Here is a 15,010-nt window from a genome sequence, read left to right as displayed (position 1 = left end):
CTATTGTTATAGAAGAAACCTTGCCTCATTCACGCAATCTGTCAAGCGTAAGAAAAGGGAATTTTGCAAAAATGGGGAGAAATATGGGGAAAATGACGAAAATAGGCCGGCTTTTCCGACCTTCCCTTTAAGTCTCGATAATGAACTTATTGAAGGAATTGCCCCTGCGTCGGCAAAAGCATGCCCGGCGGGCAGGCGGCAACGGCGGCGGTGCCCGGCGACCGGCGCACGCAACCGAACCGGTCCCCCAAGGAGGGACCGAACAGGCGCTGTGATTTTCGATCAGTCGACTGTCAGTCTTCGGCCATCGGCTGGCAGTCGCGATAGGCGACCGGCTTACCGCAGTTCCGGCATTGGAGGTCCGAATGGAGCCGTTCCCCGCAGGGCTTGTGCGTCAGGATCAGCGGTTCATTGCCTTCGCCATAGCACCATTTGTCGCCCCATTTCATCATCTGCAGCGTGACCGAGAACATCGCCCGCCCGGACGCGGCGAGGCTGTAGAGATAGCGGTCGGGGCGCTCCTGATAGAGGCGCATCTTGATGAGGCCGAGCAACTGGAGCTTGCGCAGCCGGTCGGAAATGATCGCCGGATGAATGCCGGTCCAGCGCTCTATCTCGTCGAAGCGGTGCAGGCCGAGATAGAGCGCCGCGAGCAGCGGCATGGCCCGCCGGTCGCCCAGCACCTGAAGCAGCAGGCCAAGCGGATGGTCCGAATCGGCCCAGTCGGATACGCCCGCCTTGTTGTTGCGGAACCGTCGTCCCGGCTGCGCGGCGATCGCATCGCTGGTCCCTGGCCCTGGCCGGAACGCGACCTCGACGATCTGGACGTCGCGGTCGCACGCCCGGCAGGCCGAGCGCACCGAAAGCGGCGCGCCGCAGCTATGGCGCCACAGCGGCGGCGTATCGGCGCCGCCCCAGCGCCGCTGCCATTCTTCGCCCGCCAGCAGCGTGTAGAAGAGATCCTCGCCGCGCTCCGTCAATCGATAGTCGATCGCCCGTCCGCCCGAATGGATCTTTTCGAGGCATTCGGCATCGATAAGCTGCCCCAGCCGCTTGCTGAGCGTGGAGGGGGAAACCTCGAGCTTTTGCAGGAGGATCGACCAGTTCGTCCGCCCCCGGAAAAGCTGGTCGAGCAGGAGCAGCATCCAGTGATCGCCGACGATATCGAAGGTCGCGGAGACCGAACTGCGCCGTGCCTCCATGCCGGCGAATGCTTCCATGATGCGCGCGAATCCCTCCAGTTCAGTTCCGAAGGGGGCTTAGCATCCTGTTTCGGCGAATGTCACGCACCGCTTGCGAAGTGGCGGCCGAGGAAGTCGAGCAACACCCGGTTGAAGGCGTCCGGCTGTTCCGCCCAGGCGAAATGGCCGACGTTCCGCATACAGACGAATTCCCCGCCGATCTTGTCCGCCAGCTTCTCCATCACCTTGGGCGGCGCGGCGGTGAGATCATGCTCGCCCGCGACGCAGAGCACCGGCACCTTTTCCATCCTGGGCAGGATATCGCGTCCGTCGAACCGGGTGATCGCCTCGATCGCCGCGCGAAAGGTTTCCTCGCGCATCTGCGACACGACGTCGATGACCAGCTTTATCTCCGGCGAGCTGGCGTCGGGCGCCATCATCGCGCGCAACATGCCCGGCGCATAGTCTGCCAGCGTCTGCCCGGCGTCGAGCGGGGCCACCCGGTCGCGCACGAACGCCTTCTGCCATTCGCCGTCCGGGCGGCCGAAGGCGGCGCTGGTCGCCGACAGCACCAGCCCGGCGACGCGGTCGGTCCGGTAATCGAAGGCGCGCTGCGCGATCATGCCGCCCATGCTGTGCCCGAGCAGGACGTTCACGTCGCCGCCTTCATGGTCGATCAGCCGCGCGCAGGCCTCCGCGCAGGTTTCGACGCCGAAATTGTCGGGCAGCGGGCTGAAGCCGTAGCCGGGACAGTCCCACGCGATCACCCGATAGCCTGCCGCCGACAGCGCGCCGATCTGGCTGCGCCAATATTCCTTGGCCCCGAACGCGCCATGCAGCAGGAAAATCGTGACGTCGCCCGCGCCGGTGACGCTATAGTCGGGCAGGATGCGCGCGCGCGTCATACCGCCCGCTCCACGATCAGCGCCCCGCCGATGCCGGTCGCGCCCGATATGGCGATCAGGCCGGTATTGAGGTCACGGCGTTCCAGCTCATCGAGCAGGATACCAATCAGATTGACGCCCGTGGCGCCCATCGCATGTCCCATGGCAATTCCTCCGCCGTTCACGTTCAGCCGGTCTTCCGGCACTTTCAGTTGGCGCGCGAACGCCATCGCGATCGCGGCAAAGCCCTCGTTGAATTCCCACAGGTCGATATCGTCCGCGGTCATGCCCGCTCTGGCCAGCGCATCCCGCGCCGCCACCGCGCCGCCGCCCAGCCCCATGGCGGCGGGGCTGTTGGCGCTCGAACAGGCGAGAAGGCGCGCACGCGGCTTGAGGCCCGCGCGCTCGCCGCCCTCGCGGCTGCCGACCAGCGCGAGCGAAGCGCCGTCGACGATCGCGGGCGCCGCCGCCGCATGGTGGATGTGCGCGACCTTGTCGGTGCCGCCGAAGCGGCGGATCAGCTCGGCATCCCCCCAGGCCGCCCGCGCCTCGTCGAACAGCGGCTCAAGCCGCGCCATGCCCTCGGGCGTGCTGTCGCCCCGCACCGCCTCGTCGCGGTCGAGCAGGACGGAACCTTCGGCATCGGTCACCGGGATCAGCGACCGGACGAAGTGGCCGTTTCGGGTGGCGGCGTCGGCCTTGCGGTGCGAGCGGGCGGCATAGGCGCTGATGTCGTCACGGGTGAAGCCCTCTACGGTCGCGACATAATCGGCGATGATCGGATTGGGGATGAACGGGATCGCGCGCGCGATCGCCGGATCGCCCGCCAGCGGGCCCTTGTCCGACATCATCGGCACCCGCGACATGCTCTCGACGCCACCGACCGCCATCAGATCCGCCTCGCCCAGCCGGACGCGGGCCGCGCCCGTCGCCGTCGCGGTGAGGCCGGAAGTGCAGAAGCTGTTGACCATGGTGGCGCTGCCCGACCCGTCCCACCCGGCCGAGAGCATCGCCGCCTGCCCGATATTGCCGCCCTGATCGCCGGTCTGGGTGACGCAGCCGATGACCGCCCCGTCGACCGCCGCGGGCGTCTGCGGGTGACGCGCCGCCATCTCGCGGAACAGGCCGGACAGCAGCGCAACCGGCGGCACGCCGTGCAGCGCACCGGTATCGCGCCCCTTGCCGCGCGGCACCCGGATCGCGTCGAACAGATAGGCCTGCCGAACCTCCGCCATCATGCGGCCTCGCGGTGCTGGCGGCGTTCGCGCGCGGCGCGGATATCCTGCCCGCGCGCGAAATAGGCGTGCGACCCGCCCGGCACCCGCTGCGGCAGCAAGACGATCGAAACCGGCCCCGCGCCTATCGCCTGTGCATCCCAGATATAGACTTCGGACTTGTCCGCGCCGCTCACGAAAGCGATCAGATAGCCTTCGTCCTCGCCGGTCGCATCGCCCTTCGGCGCGAAGACCGGCTGGCCCATATAGCGGCCTTCGGGCAGCTCGTACCGATCGACCTCCGCCATCTTCTCGAAATCCCATTTCTGGATTCCGCTCATCACGAACAGCGGCGTCTGCGACACCAGCGTATTATAGGCGTAGCGGCTCTTGATGCCCATGAACCGGTTGTTGATGCACGGCATCTCGGCCATCGTATCGTCCACGAACCGCTCCGACGACGCGCCAGTCTTCAGGTTCATGCGATATTCGGTCAACCGGGGCTTCTGGTAGAGGAAGGACAGGAAATAATTCTGCACCTTCACGCTGGGCGTGCCCTCCGGCACCTCCGGCACCGGCACTTCGAGGCTGAAGCCATAGGCGACGATCTCGTCGCCTTCCTCCCAGGCGTTGACCGTGTGCAGCATATAGGTCGGCTCGAACTCGAACCAGCGGATCTCGTCGCCCTTGCCGTAGCGGGGGATCACGCCGAAGCGCGTCCGCATCGACCGGTCGAACGACAGCTTCTTCTTGCCCTGTTCGATCAACTGCGGATCCCAGAACAGCGGCAGATCGTGCAGGACCGTATACTGCTCGGTGATCCAGCTGTCGTGCGGCAGGCGCGCGCCGGGCAGCTCGATCTCGGTCACGGTGAGCAGGCGATTGTCGGGGCTGACCACGCCATATTCCATATAGGGCGCGGTGTTGAAGCTGTAGTTGAAGAAGATGAACTCGCCGGTGCGCTCGTCGGTCTTGGAATGGGCCGACACACCCTTGGTCCACGCGCCGCCGAAGCTGTCCGGACCCAGCGTCGTCAGCGTATAGGGATCGAGCCTGTAGGGCTGGCCGCAGCGGGAGAACATCGTCTTGATCTCGCCATTGTGCAACACGATGTCGGTGCCCGAATTATTCTTCAGCCCTTCCTCCGCGGCGAAGCCGTCGCGCAGGCTGGGGAACAGCCCCTTGCCCTTCTCCATCTCGGCGAGCAGCCCGGCGGTCAGCACCAGCCGGTTGCGATAGGTCGCGCGCCCGTTTTCGAACGCCACCGCATGCACCATCGAATCGCCGTCGAACCAGTGATAGCGCCCGCTCTGCGGCCGGAAGAGGGGATTATGTCCGTTGCGCAGATAGATGCCGTCGATATCCGCCGGAATCGGCCGGTCGCTGTCCAGATCGGTCGCGGTGATCTCGTCGAAAACCGGCTCGAAAATGCCGGACAGATAATCATTACCCTCTTCCATCACATCGGACGCGTAGGAGTTTTCGACCGTAACCTTGACCATTTCCATACTCCTGGAACAAATTAGCTTCATTAGCGATATCTTCTAGATCACCGAGTCGATACCTGTCAATACCCAGCATAAGTACGCTCATATTCCGGTATTTTTGGCCCTCTCAATCTTCCTATTGCATAATGAAGCTTCGTCAACGATAGTTGGCAAAACCATAGCCGAGGAGAGGCAAGTGACAGGCATGTTGGATTCGGACGCCGGCGGACGATTGCGATCGACCCGGCCGGGCTATCTGCTCTTTCTGTTGATGACGGGCTATCTGCTGTCCTTTCTGGACCGGCAGATCCTCGTGATGATGATCGACCCGATCAAGCGCGATTTCGGGCTGTCCGATACCGATTTCAGCCTGCTCTACGGCTTCGCTTTCGCGACCTTCTACACGGTGCTGGGGCTGGCCTTCGGCCGGTTGATCGATTCGGCGAACCGCACACGGGTGCTCGCGCTCTGCGTCGCCCTGTGGAGCCTCGCGACGATTTTCTGCGGCCTCGCCACCAACTTTCCGCAACTCTTCGTCGCGCGCATGCTCGTCGGCGTCGGCGAGGCCGCGCTGGCGCCCGCCGCCTATTCGCTGATCGCCGACGTCTATCCCGCCGGACGCCGGGGCCGCGCCTTCGCCATCTATACGATGGGCATGTATCTGGGCGCCGGGCTGGCCTTCGCGATGGGCGGATCGCTGGTGCAGATGTTCGCCCATCTCGAAACCCTGTCCTGGGCGGGCCTGACGATCAAGAGCTGGCAGATCGCCTTCTTCATCGCCGGGCTGCCGGGCCTCGTGGTCGCGTTCGCGCTGCTGTTCTGCCGCGAGCCGGCGCGCGGCACGATGGCGGGCGATGCGGCGCTGGCCGGACCGCGCGCGAGCTTCGGCGCGTTCGTGCGCCAGTATCGCGCGCACGGCCAGCTCTATTTCACCCATCATCTGGGTTTCGGCCTTCATATCTGCTTCGGCTATGCGATCACCGCCTGGCTGCCGGTGACCTTCATGCGCGTCCACCAGATGCCGCCCGCGGTCGCCGGACTCGCCTTCGGCGTCGCAATCATGATCATGGGACCGCTGGGCGCCTGGCTCGGCGGCGTGCTGGCCGAGGCGCGCGAACGGCGGGGCAGCCGCGAAAGCCAGCTGTCGACCACCGCCTATGCCTGTCTGGCGCAGCTGGTGGCGATCACCGGCGCGACGATGCTGTCCCATCCCTGGGCCGCCTTCGCCTGCGGCACCGTCGCGATCGCGCTGGTCGGCTTTCCGGCCGGACTCAACGCCGCCGCGCTCCAGCTCATCACGCCGCCGACGCTGCGCGGACAGGCGGGCGGCTTCTTCATCCTGATCGGCAATCTGCTCGGCCTCGGGCTGGGGCCGCTGGTCGTCGCGCTGCTCACCGACAGGCTGTTCGCCCGCCCGGATGCGGTCGGCAATTCGCTATGGCTGGTCGGGCTGGTCGTCCTTCCCGCCGCCGCGATAACACTCTTGCGGGGCAGCGTCCTGTTCGCCCGGCGCGACGAAATGACGGCGGGCACGACAGAGACATCGAGCGCGAGTGCCGCGCTGGCCGCCGATTCCGGCTGATCCCACCCCGCCCCTGCGCAAAAGAAACGCCCGGCATCCCACGATGCCGGGCGCTTTTCCCTGGACAATCCTTACCGGTCAGGCGAGCGAACCGCCCGCGCGATATTCCGTTTCCATCCGGGCCACCTGATCGGCGATCGGCTCGACCTGCCCGATCGCGCCGACGCCCTGCCCGGCCGACCAGATGTCGCGCCATGCCTTCGCGCCGTTGTGCGGATCGTCGAAGTCGATCTTGCCGCGCTCCGACGCCGGGATATTGTCGGGGTCCAGCCCCGCCGCGACGATGCTCGGCCGCAGCATGCTGTTGCGGATGCCGGTGAAGGCGTCGGTGACGATGATGTCCGCCTCGTCGGAAGCGACCAGCATCTCCTTGTAGCCGGGCTTGGCCATGCTTTCTTCCGAGGCGATGAAATGGGTGCCGACATAAGCATAGTCGGCGCCCAGCGCGAGCGCGGCGCGCACCGCCGCGCCGGTATGGATGCCGCCGCCCACGACCAGTTCGCCGTCCCAGAAGGACCGCACGGCGGGCACGAAGGCGAAAGGCGACAGGAAGCCGGTATGCCCCCCCGCGCCCGCCGAGACGAGCACCAGCCCGTCGACGCCGAGCGCGGCGGCCTTGCGCGCATGCGCGACCGATACCACGTCGGCGAAGACCAGCCCGCCATAGCCGTGCACGGCGTCCACCACGTCGCGCGGGCCGCCGAGCGAGGTGATGACGAGCGGCGCCCTATAGCGCACCGCCAGTTCCAGATCGGCGCCCAGCCGCTTGTTCAGGCGATGGGCGACCAGATTGATCCCCCAGGGCGCGGCGCCGTCCACCGCGCCGTCATTATTGCCGATCGCTGCGGTGATCTCGGCCAGCCAGCGCTCCAGATCCTCGCTGGTGCGGCAATTGGCGGCGGGAAAGGTGCCGACGATGCCGGAGCGGCTTGCCCCGATGACCAGTTCGGGCCCGGAAACGAGGAACATCGGCGCGGCAATCACCGGCAGGCGCAAGCGATCTTGCAGCAGTCCACGGCGGCGGAGGGATGATTCTCTATCGATGTCAGTCAAGGATCGCTTCTCTCATTCTGATAGGGGCGCACGGGGCGCAAGGCCGCATTCGACCAGCAGCGTGTCGAACGCATGGTTGGAATGGGGATGGGTACGCCGTGGCTGCCGCTCCAGCCGCGCCAGCAGATCGGCGAAATCGCCGTCCGCCGGCAGGCTGTCCGTCTCGACCGTCTCGGTAAGGCGGAAACGCCCGCCGCCCGCGACGATCACCCGGCCGCTGACCGAGCAGCCCTCGCTCGCCAGCCAGGCGACCAGCGGCGCGACGCGCTCCGGCGTGAATCGCCGCGCCACGTCGTCGCGCATATGCGCGGCGGTCATCTGCGACGCCGCATAGGGCGATACCGCATTGACCTTTATGTCCCGCCCCGCGCCCTCGCTCGCCAGCGTGCGCACGAGGCTGTCGACCGCGCCCTTCGCCGCGCCATAGGCGCTGAGGCCATGCTGGCCATAGCGGCCCGCGCTCGAACTGGTCATCACGACGCGGCCATAGCCCTGATCGCGCAGCAGCGGCCAGGCCGCCTGCACCAGATGCAGCGTCCCATAGAAGCCGACGTCGAATATCGTCCGGAAGTCGGCTGGGGACAGCTTGTGTAAGCTGGCGGCCTGCGGCGCGGCGGCATTGGCGACGACGATGTCGAGCCGCCCGAAATGATCGAGCGCGGCCGCGACCATGCGCTCGCCGCTGTCGGCCGCCTCGACCGGCGAATGGTCGGCGACGGCCCGCCCGCCCGCCGCCACGATCTCCGCCACGACGCGCGCGGCCGATGTCTCCGCGTCGCTCTCGCCGGGATGGCGGCGGTTGTTGACGACCACCGCCGCGCCCCCGCGCGCGAGTTCGAGCGCATAGGCGCGGCCCAGCCCCTTGCCCGCCCCGGTGACGACCGCCACGCGGCCTGCAAGATGGACCCCGCTCATGAGTGGCGCTTCCACGGGCGCGGGACGAACATCGGCACGCGGCGCGCATAATCCTCGAACGCCTGCCCGCGCGTCTTGCGCATATGCCGCTCATTGCCGGGCGTCGCCGACCCCCAGCCCATGAACCAGGTGACATAGGCGGGGCCGATCGCGGCGAGCCAGCCCCAGGGATGAGCCAGCGCGAAGCAGAAATAGCCCCACCACATCAGCGCTTCGCCGAAATAATTGGGGTGGCGCGTATAGGCCCACAGGCCCCGGTCCATGATGCCGCCGCGATTGGCGGGATCGGCCTTGAACCTGTTCATCTGATGATCGCCGATCGCCTGAAAGGCGAAGCCCACGGCCCACACGAAGATGCCGATCCAGTCGAGCGGCCGCAGCCCCGCCGCCCCGGCCTGCCCCGCGAAGGCGAAGGGCAGGCACCAGACCCACAGGATCGTGCCTTGCAGCATATAGACCGAAAAGAAGCTCCACAACGGCCAGCGCGATCCGAACCGGCGGCGCAGGCTGGCATAGGGATCCTGCTCGACATGCAGATTGGTGCCCGTCGCATGACGCGCGAGGCGCAGCATCCAGACCAGCATCAGCCCCATCAGCACAAGCAGGCGAAGGGTCGGCTCCGGCGCCGAACCCGCCACCATGGCCAGCGCCGTGCCGAAACTGATCACCGGATAGACGATATCCATGATGCTGTGGTTGCGCCGCCCCTCGCCGATCGCCCAGCCGATGGCGCCCAGCAGGATCATCGCCCCGCCGCCCCGGATGAACGCGGCGAGCGGCCTTTCCAGGTCGGCAGGCGCCAGCACCCATGCGGCAATCGCCACGCCCGGCAGCAGCATATGGACGATGTTCCAGCGCCGCCCGCGCGCGTCGGCGGGCATCGCCAGCCGCCATGCCAGCGCAAGCGCCAGCCAGACCAGCAGTGCGACGATCAGCATCTCTTTTCCTCCCCGGTCTGCCCGGCGCGGGCAAGCTCGCGCAGGCGGTCGCGCTGCACCTTCATCAGCGCGTTGCGCGGCAGCGCATCGAGCAGCAGGAAGGCCTGCGGCAGCTTGTACACCGCCACATGGCGGCTTTTCAGATAAGCGATCACATCGTCGAGCGTGACGGTGCGGCCCGGCTTGGGCACCACCGCGACGCCGACGATCTCGCCCAGCCGGTCGTCGTCGCAGCCGAAAAAGGCCGCCTCGACCGCATCATCGAAGCCCGCGATCAGATCGTCCAGCTCCGCGGGCGCGATCTTGAGGCCGCCGCGGATGATGATGTCCTTGCACCGCCCGACGAAGCGGTAGAAGCGCGACAGCTCGCCTTCCCCGGCGATTTCGAACAGGTCGCCGGTGCGATAGCGCCCCTGCTCGTCGAATGCCGCGCCGGTCATCTCCGGCTCGCCGAAATAGCCGACGAAAATGCCGGGTCCGGCGATCCGCAGCTCGCCCGCCCGCTTCGGCTCGACAATCTCCTCGCCGCTGTCGGGGTCGACCAGATGGGTGGTGAAGTCGTGCGCGGGCGCGAAGGTCGGCCAGTCGAACTCCGCCCGGCCGAAGCGGGGGAACAGCGTCGCGCGCATCGCCGGGTCGGGAACCTCGCGCGGCGTGCTCAGCAGACTGGTGCCCTCGTTCGACCCGAAGAAGTTGATGATCTCTATGCCGAATTCCCGCTCTATGCCGTCGATCGCCCAAGCCGGGATCGCCGCCGAGCCGGTGCCCATCAGCCGCAGGCTCGACAGATCGGCCTCGGCGCGCATCTCCTCGTCCTTCAGCAGCGACACGAAGAAGGCGGGCGGCATGAAGGTGACGGTGACGCGCTCCTCACGGATCTGGCGGACGACCAGCCCGATATCGAGCGGATGGTGCAGCACCAGCGTCGAGGCGGTGCCCAGCCACGACATGAAGCTGCCGCCGATCGCCGCCATATTGACCAGCGGACGGATGTTGAGGATCACCTCGCCGTCGCGCAGCGCGGCGCCGTGGATCATGTTCCGGCCGGTCACGAACCAGTTGTTCGGCGTGCGCATCACGCCCTTGGGCCGCCCCTCGGTGCCCGATGTCCAGCAGATGGTGGCGACGTCGTCGGCGTCGCGGCCGGACGGCGCTACGGTGCGCGGCTCGTCCTCCCCGATGAGCAGATCCTCCACGCGTACCAGCGCACAGCCCGCGGCGTCGCAGAGCGCGGCGACATTGTCCGCCAGATCCCGTTTCTTGAACCGCCCGCCGATGAACAGGCGCGGCTTCAGCTTGTCGATGACGAAGCCGATCTCATTGGTGTCGAACTGGACGAGCAGCGGGCTGGCGACCGCACCCGCACGGGCGCAGGCGAGCAGCACGATCACCGATTCGACGATATTGGGCAGCTGGTAGACGACGATATCCCCCGGCGCCACGCCGCGCGCGCGGATCAACGCGGCGACCCGGTCCACCGCGCGATCGAGCTCCGCATAGCTCAACCGGCGGGGAGCGCCGTCGGTGAAGCTCTCGCGATTGGGGGCGTCGACCAGCGCCAACCGATCCGGCACCTGCGCGACATTGGCGCGGAAGCGCGAATCGATCGTCTCCGTTCCCCAGAGACCTGCCCGGCAATAGCGTTCTATCTGCGTTTGCGGTGGCCGCATATGCCACTATCCTCCCGTAAAGCTTCCTTACCAGTATCTATTTTATAAATGGCATCAAACCTCGTAAACATTGACATAGACGACGGATATGGACAAACTCAAGCCTGATTTTTCTATAAGTCAGTTCAATATCAGAATTTCGGGAGGGGAAGAGATGTTCATCCGCAACCACTGGTATGTCGCCGCCTTCGCCGAGCAGCTCGGCCCTGCGCCTCTGGCGCGAACCATCTGCGGCGAGGCGATCCTTCTTTACCGCAAGTCCGACGGCGGCGCCGTCGCGATGCATGACGGCTGCCCCCACCGCCTCGTCCCGCTTTCCATCGGCATGGTCGAGGGCGACAATATCCGATGCAAATATCACGGCATGGTGTTCAGTCCCACCGGCCGCTGCCTGCAGGCGCCAGGCAAGGGCGCGAGTCTCGCGCTCACTGTCGAGCGCATTTACGAGACCGCCGAGCGGTACGGCATGATCTGGGTATGGATCGGCGATGCGGCGGCGGATCCGGCAAAGCTGCCCGACCTGCCCTGGCTCGAAAGCCCCGGCTGGGCGCAGACGCGCGAATCCTTCTCGATCGCGTGCGACCACCGCTTCGTCATCGACAATCTGATGGACCTGACGCATGAGGCCTATGTCCATCCCGAAACCATCGGCCAGACCGAATTGATGGAAGCGCCGGTCGCCGCGCGGCGCGAGGCCGACGCCGCCATTCTGGAGCGCTTCATGCCCGATATCGATCCGCCGCCCTATTGGGCGCAGATGCTGGGCAAGCCGGGCCGGGTCGACCGCTGGCAGGTGTGCCGCTTCACCCTGCCCTCGACGGTGCTGATCGATTCCGGAGTCGCGCCCGTGGGCAGCGGCGGCTTCGGGGGCGACCGCGCGCAGGGCGTCACCGGCCAGGTCATCAACCTCATCACGCCGTCGACGGAACAGAGCTGCTATTATTTCCTGATCCAGGCGCGCGACTTCGCGCTCGACGCCGATGCCGCCATGCAGGCGCGGTTCAACGCCGCGATGCGCCGGGTGGTGCAGCAGGATATCGAGGTGCTGGAAGCGCAGCAGGCCTATATCAACGCCCACCCCGCCGCCAGATTGCGTGCGCTCAACATCGATGCGGGCGCAACCTATGCGCGCCTGATGATGCAGCGGGCGACGGGTGTGAAGGCGGACTCAACTTTCGCAGGCCCGGTGGAATCATAGGCGATCATATGCGCCGAAACACCGTATCCAGAACCCTGCTGCGCGACGAGAGCGAGCGGGTTTGCGGCACATTCGGCACTGGCCGCATCGCTGCTCGCTATGCCAGCGGCTGGGCGTCTATCCTCGTGGGGCTGTAGATATTGATATGGACCGAGGCGAATTTCTGCGGCGATTTCATCTGCCTGAACCGCAGCATCACCATCTCCCTTCGCCGGAAGGGAATATGGCTGCTCCCGACGCGGTTACCGGTTAGCCGGCCGACATTCCACCATCTACCGAAAGGGTGGCTCCGGTCACATAGGCAGCGCGGGAGGACATCAGCCAGACCACCGCCTCCGCGATCTCCTGCGGCTGACCGATGCGCTTCATCGGAACGACGTCATCCATCGCATGCGCATCGCCGCCGGTTACCCTGAGGAAATTGGGCGTTTCCGTGCCACCGGGGCATATAGCGTTGACGCGGATCCCGGCATCCGCGCTTTCCAGCGCCACGGCGCGGGTCAGGCCGACCACCGCGAATTTGCTGGCGACATAATGCGCGATGCCGGGCATCGCCTTCAGGCCGAAGATCGAGGCGTTATTGACGATAGCCCCGCCCCCATTGGCGCGCATGGCTTCGACCTGATATTTCACCCCCCAATAGGCGGCCTTGAAATTCAGGTCGATGACCCATTCGCTTTCCTGCTCCGATGTCCGGTCGATCGGCTTGAAATCCGCATGGCCGCCCGCATTGTTGAAGGCGAGATCGAGGCGGCCGAAACGCGTCACGGCTTCGGCCACCGCGCCCTGAATTTCTTCGCGGATCGTGACGTCGGCGGACCATGCGAATGCCTCTCCCCCTGCGGCCTCGATCTCCCGCGCCACGGTTTCCAACGGCTCGATGCGCCGCCCGATCAGCAGCAGCGTGGCGCCCTCGCGCGCCATTGCCAGCGCGGCCGCCCGGCCCATGCCGCTGCCCGCGCCTGTCACAAGGCCATATTTGCCTGCCAGGTCCATGATGAGCCCTCCTCCCGCCTTTCAGCCCAAAGCATCGGCGGGAAGCGCTTCCCCGCGCAGAAAGGCGATATGCAGCGCATTGAACCGGTCCGCGTCCTCATATTGCGGCCAGTGCCCGCACCGGTTCATGACGACATAGCGGCAATCGGGAATCATCTCCGCGATCTGACGGCCCTCCTCCGGCGTCGCCGTGGGATCATGCGAGGTCCACACCACCAGCGACGGCGCCGCTATGGATCGATATTGGGCCTCGGTAATCATGTTGGGGCGGCGAATCTCCATTTCCTGAAGGCACATGATCCTGCGCATGGTGTCCGCGAAGCCGGGCTGCGCATAGATGGCCCGTCGGGTTTCGATCAGGTCGTCGCTGACCAGCGTCTTGTCGTACATCAGAAACTCCAGCCGGGTCCTGATCCGTTCCGGGCTGGGATCGCTTGCGGCTTCGTTGGAAAGCTGCTTCAGGCGCTGCATCACCTCCGGATGGGCGGTCCAGCCGCCTGCGGTATTGAGGACGAGCCTGTCGACCACATCGGGATGATGGACCGCGATATGGGTCGCGACCCAGCCTCCCAGCGATTCTCCGCTGAAGGACGCCCGCTCGCGCCCAAGCGCCTTCATCACGTTCAGGACATGGCGCGCATAATCGCCCACCTGATAGTCGATCTCGGGCTTGTCGGTCCAGCCATGCCCCAGCATGTCGATCGCCACCACCCAGAAATGCGCGCCATGCGGCCCAAGATTGCGCGAATAGGCCTCGGCATGCCCTCCGACGCCATGCAGCAGCAGCAACGGCTTGTCGGGGTCGCCCGAAGACAGATAGCGTGTCCTTACGCCACCGGCGTCGAGAAAACCCTGGGTGAAGCTCACCCCGGTCAGATCGCTCCAGACGCTGCCAAAGGGTCTATCGCCATTCATCTCATTGTTTCTCCTGATTTTGGGGGCAGGCGCCGTTGCGCGTGGTCCCGAACAACATGGCCATGCCGGCGATCCAGCCCGGTATCGCTTCATAAAAAAGAACCTGCGTGTCGCTCGCGCCATAAACCGCATGCGCGGCGGAGGCGGCGATCCAGCACAGCGTTTCATTGGCGGCGAGCCCGGCGGTTCTCGCGACTTCGGCGGTGTCGAAGCGATCGCAGGCGAGAAGATCTCCTGCCGCCAGACAGGCGAGCACCTGCCGGTCCCATTCGGGATTGAGCGGCAAACGCGTTCCCGCCCCCGCCGCCGCATCGCGGCCCGCCGTTCGAACGCGTTCCTGACGCGCGGCGCGCGCTTCTTCGGTCGGATTACGGTTGTCGATCAGGCGCGCCCGCGCTTCGCCTTCGGCGGTCGCCATTTCAGGAATGGGGGGATCGTGGGAAAGGCCGCCCGATGCCGCGAACAGGACGCGGCGCCCCGATTGCGCGAAATAGCGCCCGACAGCCTCCCCCAGCATCCGCGCCCGACGATAGCTCGGCACCGGCGGGGCGATCGCGTTGACGAAAATAGGAACGACCGGGAATTGGCGGGCTGTCCCGAACATCTCCTCCCAGATCTGGGTCGTGCCATGATCGACCTTCATCGCATAGGACAGCGCGAGATCGATATCATCCGCCTGCACCGCCGCCGCCAGATCAAGGGCGATATCTTCGGGCACCGGCAGCGGGCCGGGCTGCGTGCCCCAATCGCCGATGGACGTCGCGGCGGCGCCCACGCAGAAGGAGGGCATCAGATCGTAGAAGAAACCGTTGAAATGATCCGGCGCGAACTGGACGATCAGGTCGGGCGCATAGGCGCGCACCCGCTCCGCCAGATCGTCGAATATGGCCGCGACCTTGAGTTCCGTATCAGGGGCGATGTTCCCTTCCCGCATCAGCGGGGTGTGGGAGGCGCACAGCAGGGCCGAAGGCATGGTC

General features: G+C 66.0%; 13 protein-coding genes. 2 read left to right on the top strand and 11 right to left on the bottom strand.

All coding sequences use genetic code 11. From position 1 onward, the window contains the following. Nucleotides 1–293: 293 nt before the first annotated feature. The 4 genes from GGR43_RS20490 to GGR43_RS20475 all read right to left on the bottom strand — a co-directional run bounded on the left by GGR43_RS20490 (nt 294) and on the right by GGR43_RS20475 (nt 4,781). On the bottom strand, nt 294–1,220 hold the full coding sequence (locus GGR43_RS20490; protein WP_188073673.1) for a winged helix-turn-helix transcriptional regulator: 927 nt from the start codon (nt 1,218–1,220) through the stop codon (nt 294–296). A gap of 62 nt (nt 1,221–1,282) precedes the next feature. Next, complete coding sequence (locus tag GGR43_RS20485; protein WP_188073672.1) at nt 1,283–2,086, bottom strand: alpha/beta fold hydrolase; 804 nt, start codon at nt 2,084–2,086, stop codon at nt 1,283–1,285. Continuing rightward, nucleotides 2,083–3,303, bottom strand: a complete 1,221-nt coding sequence (locus GGR43_RS20480; RefSeq protein WP_188073671.1) for an acetyl-CoA C-acyltransferase — start codon at nt 3,301–3,303, stop codon at nt 2,083–2,085. The genes GGR43_RS20485 and GGR43_RS20480 overlap by 4 nt, the downstream gene beginning before the upstream one ends. Beyond that, nucleotides 3,300–4,781 carry a carotenoid oxygenase family protein gene (locus GGR43_RS20475; protein ID WP_188073670.1) on the bottom strand — a complete coding sequence of 494 codons (1,482 nt, stop codon included), beginning with the start codon at nt 4,779–4,781 and terminating at the stop codon, nt 3,300–3,302. Before GGR43_RS20475 ends, GGR43_RS20480 begins: the two co-directional genes overlap by 4 nt. 190 nt (nt 4,782–4,971) lie before the next feature. Here GGR43_RS20475 and GGR43_RS20470 point away from each other — a divergent pair, with 190 nt between their 5' ends. Beyond that, entirely contained in the window at nt 4,972–6,348 is a 1,377-nt protein-coding gene (locus tag GGR43_RS20470) for a spinster family MFS transporter (RefSeq protein ID WP_246343953.1), read from the top strand. Nucleotides 6,349–6,426: 78 nt separating this feature from the next. Here the strand turns inward: GGR43_RS20470 and GGR43_RS20465 are convergent, their stop codons facing one another. The 4 genes from GGR43_RS20465 to GGR43_RS20450 are packed head-to-tail and all read right to left on the bottom strand — an operon-like array spanning nt 6,427 to nt 10,924. After that, a complete protein-coding gene (locus tag GGR43_RS20465; protein ID WP_246343948.1) occupies nt 6,427–7,401 on the bottom strand; it encodes an NAD(P)H-dependent flavin oxidoreductase in 975 nt (324 codons plus the stop codon). A gap of 12 nt (nt 7,402–7,413) precedes the next feature. Then, a complete protein-coding gene (locus GGR43_RS20460) occupies nt 7,414–8,316 on the bottom strand; it encodes an SDR family NAD(P)-dependent oxidoreductase (protein WP_188073668.1) in 903 nt (300 codons plus the stop codon). Further along, nucleotides 8,313–9,254 carry a DUF1295 domain-containing protein gene (locus tag GGR43_RS20455; protein WP_188073667.1) on the bottom strand — a complete coding sequence of 314 codons (942 nt, stop codon included), beginning with the start codon at nt 9,252–9,254 and terminating at the stop codon, nt 8,313–8,315. Before GGR43_RS20455 ends, GGR43_RS20460 begins: the two co-directional genes overlap by 4 nt. Further along, on the bottom strand, nt 9,248–10,924 hold the full coding sequence (locus GGR43_RS20450; protein ID WP_188073666.1) for a class I adenylate-forming enzyme family protein: 1,677 nt from the start codon (nt 10,922–10,924) through the stop codon (nt 9,248–9,250). The genes GGR43_RS20455 and GGR43_RS20450 overlap by 7 nt, the downstream gene beginning before the upstream one ends. 154 nt (nt 10,925–11,078) lie before the next feature. Between GGR43_RS20450 and GGR43_RS20445 the strand changes: the two genes are divergently transcribed. Beyond that, the gene (locus GGR43_RS20445; protein ID WP_188073665.1) at nt 11,079–12,122 is read left to right on the top strand and encodes an aromatic ring-hydroxylating oxygenase subunit alpha; all 1,044 of its coding nucleotides are present in this window, start codon (nt 11,079–11,081) and stop codon (nt 12,120–12,122) included. Between the two features lie 249 nt (nt 12,123–12,371). On the opposite strand, the gene GGR43_RS20440 is transcribed toward GGR43_RS20445, so the two are convergent. From GGR43_RS20440 to GGR43_RS20430, 3 genes are read right to left on the bottom strand one after another with little or no spacing between them, the layout of a single operon-like run. Continuing rightward, on the bottom strand, nt 12,372–13,118 hold the full coding sequence (locus GGR43_RS20440; RefSeq protein WP_188073664.1) for an SDR family NAD(P)-dependent oxidoreductase: 747 nt from the start codon (nt 13,116–13,118) through the stop codon (nt 12,372–12,374). Nucleotides 13,119–13,139: 21 nt separating this feature from the next. Then, nucleotides 13,140–14,033 (bottom strand): alpha/beta fold hydrolase, encoded by an 894-nt coding sequence (locus tag GGR43_RS20435; protein ID WP_188073663.1) that lies wholly within the window; start codon nt 14,031–14,033, stop codon nt 13,140–13,142. 1 nt (nt 14,034) lies between these two features. Then, nucleotides 14,035–15,006 (bottom strand): 3-carboxyethylcatechol 2,3-dioxygenase, encoded by a 972-nt coding sequence (locus tag GGR43_RS20430; protein ID WP_188073662.1) that lies wholly within the window; start codon nt 15,004–15,006, stop codon nt 14,035–14,037. Between the last annotated feature and the right edge of the window lie 4 nt (nt 15,007–15,010).

It is taken from the genome of Sphingobium jiangsuense (genome assembly GCF_014196495.1).
In the GTDB taxonomy this organism is placed as follows: Bacteria; Pseudomonadota; Alphaproteobacteria; order Sphingomonadales; family Sphingomonadaceae; genus Sphingobium; species Sphingobium jiangsuense.
This window is presented reverse-complemented; position numbering and strand designations above follow the sequence as displayed.

What these genes read in the sequence shown, in the direction of transcription:
- GGR43_RS20490 (WP_188073673.1), bottom strand. Translation starts at nt 1,220, where the DNA reads ATGGAAGCATTCGCCGGCATGGAGGCACGGCGCAGTTCGGTCTCCGCG.
- GGR43_RS20485 (WP_188073672.1), bottom strand. Translation starts at nt 2,086, where the DNA reads ATGACGCGCGCGCGCATCCTGCCCGACTATAGCGTCACCGGCGCGGGC.
- GGR43_RS20480 (WP_188073671.1), bottom strand. Translation starts at nt 3,303, where the DNA reads ATGATGGCGGAGGTTCGGCAGGCCTATCTGTTCGACGCGATCCGGGTG.
- GGR43_RS20475 (WP_188073670.1), bottom strand. Translation starts at nt 4,781, where the DNA reads ATGGTCAAGGTTACGGTCGAAAACTCCTACGCGTCCGATGTGATGGAA.
- GGR43_RS20470 (WP_246343953.1), top strand. Translation starts at nt 4,972, where the DNA reads ATGTTGGATTCGGACGCCGGCGGACGATTGCGATCGACCCGGCCGGGC.
- GGR43_RS20460 (WP_188073668.1), bottom strand. Translation starts at nt 8,316, where the DNA reads ATGAGCGGGGTCCATCTTGCAGGCCGCGTGGCGGTCGTCACCGGGGCG.
- GGR43_RS20455 (WP_188073667.1), bottom strand. Translation starts at nt 9,254, where the DNA reads ATGCTGATCGTCGCACTGCTGGTCTGGCTGGCGCTTGCGCTGGCATGG.
- GGR43_RS20450 (WP_188073666.1), bottom strand. Translation starts at nt 10,924, where the DNA reads ATGCGGCCACCGCAAACGCAGATAGAACGCTATTGCCGGGCAGGTCTC.
- GGR43_RS20445 (WP_188073665.1), top strand. Translation starts at nt 11,079, where the DNA reads ATGTTCATCCGCAACCACTGGTATGTCGCCGCCTTCGCCGAGCAGCTC.
- GGR43_RS20440 (WP_188073664.1), bottom strand. Translation starts at nt 13,118, where the DNA reads ATGGACCTGGCAGGCAAATATGGCCTTGTGACAGGCGCGGGCAGCGGC.
- GGR43_RS20435 (WP_188073663.1), bottom strand. Translation starts at nt 14,033, where the DNA reads ATGAATGGCGATAGACCCTTTGGCAGCGTCTGGAGCGATCTGACCGGG.
- GGR43_RS20430 (WP_188073662.1), bottom strand. Translation starts at nt 15,006, where the DNA reads ATGCCTTCGGCCCTGCTGTGCGCCTCCCACACCCCGCTGATGCGGGAA.